At 49.2% G+C, this 3,801-nt stretch carries 2 protein-coding genes; both read left to right on the top strand.

Features of this window, described 5'->3' with window-relative positions; genetic code table 11:
- A partial coding sequence (locus ABNT28_RS10290) for a TRAP transporter permease (RefSeq protein ID WP_348721537.1) occupies positions 1 to 2,292 on the top strand: 2,292 nt, incomplete at its 5' end.
- A gap of 20 nt (positions 2,293 to 2,312) precedes the next feature.
- The gene (locus tag ABNT28_RS10285; protein WP_348721536.1) at positions 2,313 to 3,650 is read left to right on the top strand and encodes an aspartate aminotransferase family protein; all 1,338 of its coding nucleotides are present in this window, start codon (positions 2,313 to 2,315) and stop codon (positions 3,648 to 3,650) included.
- Positions 3,651 to 3,801 lie beyond the last annotated feature (151 nt).

Below are 3,801 nucleotides of genomic sequence, written 5' to 3'. Positions count from 1 at the left end.
CCTAACCAGTATGATCTGATGTTTTCGATAGCTGGTATTATCTGTCTTGGTGTTGCTGTCTATCGGTCATTAGGTTTGCCATTACTGATCGTCGCCAGTCTTTTTGTTTTATATGTTCTGTTTGGTGATGACAGTTTCGTGCCTGATGCGATGCGCTGGAAAGGCGCGTCAATCAACAAGGCAACATGGCATTTCTGGATGCAAACCGAAGGTGTTTTTGGCGTTGCTCTAGGTGTATCAACGTCGATGATTTTTCTGTTTGTGCTGTTTGGCGCATTGCTGGAAAGCGCGGGAGCTGGCAACTATTTCATCAAGTTATCCTTTGCCGCATTAGGGCATTTTCGTGGCGGGCCCGCCAAGGCGGCGGTGGTGGCGTCTGGTCTGTCAGGTATCTATTCGGGATCATCAATTGCCAATGTTGTGACGACTGGCACCTTTACCATTCCATTGATGAAGAAAACTGGCTTTTCGGCAGAAAAGGCAGGAGCCGTCGAAGTTGCTTCTTCAACCAATGGTCAGCTCACACCACCAGTGATGGGGGCGGCGGCGTTTCTGATTGCCGAATTCACTGGCATTAGTTATTTTGAACTCATCAAATATGCCGCCTTGCCGGCTTTGGTTTCCTATGTTGCTTTGATATATATCGTTCATCTGGAAGTCCTGAAACTTGACCTTAAAGGCCTGCCACAGCGGCCTTCATCCTCGCCATTGGCGCGGCGGTTAGGTGGATTCCTAGCTGGTTTTCTGGGGCTGTCTGCTCTTTCATGGCTGATACATATGTTTCTGCAATGGACAGGCGATGCGCTACCCGGCATGACTTTACCTGCGGCGATTGCATTGTTTGTCGGCTTTTATATATGGCTTGTCTGGATTGCGTCGCGGCATCCCGATCTTGAAATTGGGTTAACCGAAGATGAAATGAAAAACCTGCCCTCGGTCGGGTCGGTTTCTGTTACTGGTTATCATTTTATCCTGCCAATTGTGGTTTTGTTATGGTGCGTGCTAGTCAGTCGTCTCTCGCCCGGCCTGTCGGCTTATTGGGCAAGTTTGGCAATGATGTTTGTCCTGCTGACGCAACATCCGCTGAAAGCCTTTTTCCGAGGTCGGTTTGCGATGCCGCTTTTGCTTGCAGGTGATGAATGGCGGCAAGGCATCATCGATTTGCGCCGCGGGCTAGAAAATGGTGCGCGTTCGATGATTAACATTGCTGTGGCCACTGGCGTGGCGGGCATCATCATTGGCACCGTGTCATTGACAGGTGCGCATCAATTTATTGGTGAATTTGTTGAAACGGTCTCGGCGGGAAATTTGGTGGTGATGCTGCTTTTGGTCGCCTTTATGAGCCTGATCCTTGGAATGGGCTTGCCGACAACGGCCAATTACATAGTTGTATCATCCTTGATGGCACCAGTTATAGTCATGGTTGGAGCGCAGAATGGCTTGATCGTGCCTCTGGTTGCCGTGCATCTGTTTGTGTTTTATTTCGGCATTCTGGCTGATGATACGCCGCCGGTTGGTCTGGCGGCTTTTGCCGCTGCCGCCATTTCCAAAGGCGATCCGATCCGCACCGGTATTCAGGGTTTCAGCTATGATATACGTACAGCAATCCTGCCTTTCATGTTCATTTTCAATACCGATATTCTGTTAATTGATGTTGGCTTTATCGATGGTGTCATTGTGCTGGTCACGGTGGTGCTGGCGATGCTCGCATTTTGTTCGGCAATTCAGCATTACATGTTACTCAGAAATCGACTTTGGGAAACAGTCATGCTGTTACTGATTGCCTTTACCTTATTCCGTCCGGATTTCTGGCTTGATCGCGTTCAGCCACCTTATCAGTCCGTTGCCGGTGCGCAGATTATTGATCTGCTTGATGATCCAGATAGTGCCTTGGCCGCTGACAAGGATGTATCGGTGCGGGTGGCGTTTTCAGGGCCTGATTTTGATGATTATGACCGAATCATACAGCGCAATTCAATCCTGTATTTTACACCATCAGCCGATGGAGCCGTGCTGTTGGCTGAAGACAGACTTGATAAGGTTGGGTTAACGCTGATTTTCGAAGATGGAGTTGCCTATGTCGAAGAACCGTTCCCGGGTACTGCTTTATTCCAGGAAATGCAGACCTTTGATTTCTATGCCGATACAAGGGTGACACTGGAAACAATTTACCTAGACACTCCAGATCGTATGTCACAAAATATTTTCTATTTGCCAGCTATCGCCATGCTGTTGCTGATTGTCTTACTTCAGTATCGCCGCCGCGCACGGCTGGTAACATCTCCAGTTTAAATTTTAAAAAAGGTACTTCCGTGATTAGTAATTCAGTGTTTCCGCGTCACAGCAAAGCAGATCTGGCGATTGCTTCACATGGTGATGGTTGTTTTATTGTCGATAAAATAGGCAAGCGATATCTTGATGCTTCGGGTGGTGCCGCCGTGTCTTGTCTTGGACATTCAGACGATACAGTGCGCAAGGCAATTATTGAACAGACCGAAAAGCTTGCTTTTGCGCATACCTCCTTTTTTACCAGTGAGCCAGCCGAAGTTTTGGCTGATCTGCTTGTTGCCAATGCTCCTGAAGATATTAGCCGCGTCTATTTTGTTTCCAGCGGGTCTGAGGCGGTTGAAGCAGCGTTGAAATTGGCCAAGCAATATTATGTTGAAATTGGTCAGCCTGAGCGTCATCGGATTATTTCACGTCGGCAAAGCTATCATGGTAACACGCTAGGGGCTTTGGCGGCTGGCGGTAATGTTTGGCGGCGTTCCTTCTTTGAGACGTTGCTTGCCGAAACCAGCCTGATCGCCCCATGTTATGCTTATCGCAATCAGCAGGATGGCGAAAGTGAATATGACTATGGCCAGCGCGTCGCGAATGAACTTGAAACCGAGATTCTGGCGATTGGTGCGGAAAATGTGATGGCCTTTCTGGCTGAACCAGTCGTTGGCGCCACCGCTGGTGCCTTGGCACCAGTACCAGGCTATTTCACGCGTATTCGCCAAATTTGTGATAAATATGGTGTGCTTTTGATACTTGATGAAGTCATGTGTGGCATGGGACGAACAGGATCATTTTTTGCATGTGAACAGGAACATATCACCCCTGATATTGTCACGATCGCCAAAGGGTTGGGCGCAGGGTACCAGCCGATTGGCGCAACGCTGTGCACGGATGTAATTTATGATGCGATTGCGTCGGGATCTGGTTTTTTCCAGCATGGCCATACCTATCTTGGTCATCCGGTAGCCTGTGCGGCGTCATTGGCGGTGATGCATCGTATTCTGGATGATGATCTATGCACGCGTGTGCGCCAGCAAGGCGAGCTGTTGAATGATCGATTGCATGAACGTCTTGGCCAGCATCCCTTTGTTGGTGATATTCGTGGTCGGGGGCTGTTCCGTGGCATCGAGCTTGTCGAAGACCGCAGTGCCAAAACACCTTTTGCGCGCGACCGCAATATTGCTGGAGTGATCAAGAAACAGGCGCTTGAACTGGGGCTTATTTGCTATCCGATGCAAGGCACAATTGACGGCAAGCAAGGCGACCATGTGCTGATCGCGCCGCCATTTATCATTTCGGATACCGAAATTGATCAGCTTGTAGATATTGTTAGCACGGCGATTGACCTAAGCATTGCCGGATCAACGTGATTAGCCATGCGCGCCGTAATGGCCACTGATCATCTGCGTGATGCGTTTGATCATCTGGTTATTGCGTTCTAGCGGCGCCAAAATCTGTTCGGCGATGGCTTGATAATCCGAATAGCTTGCATCGCGGTAATTCTGTGCCTCGGCAACGTCA

Source organism: uncultured Candidatus Puniceispirillum sp., assembly GCF_963979125.1.
Taxonomy (GTDB): domain Bacteria; phylum Pseudomonadota; class Alphaproteobacteria; order Puniceispirillales; family Puniceispirillaceae; genus Puniceispirillum.
This window is presented reverse-complemented; position numbering and strand designations above follow the sequence as displayed.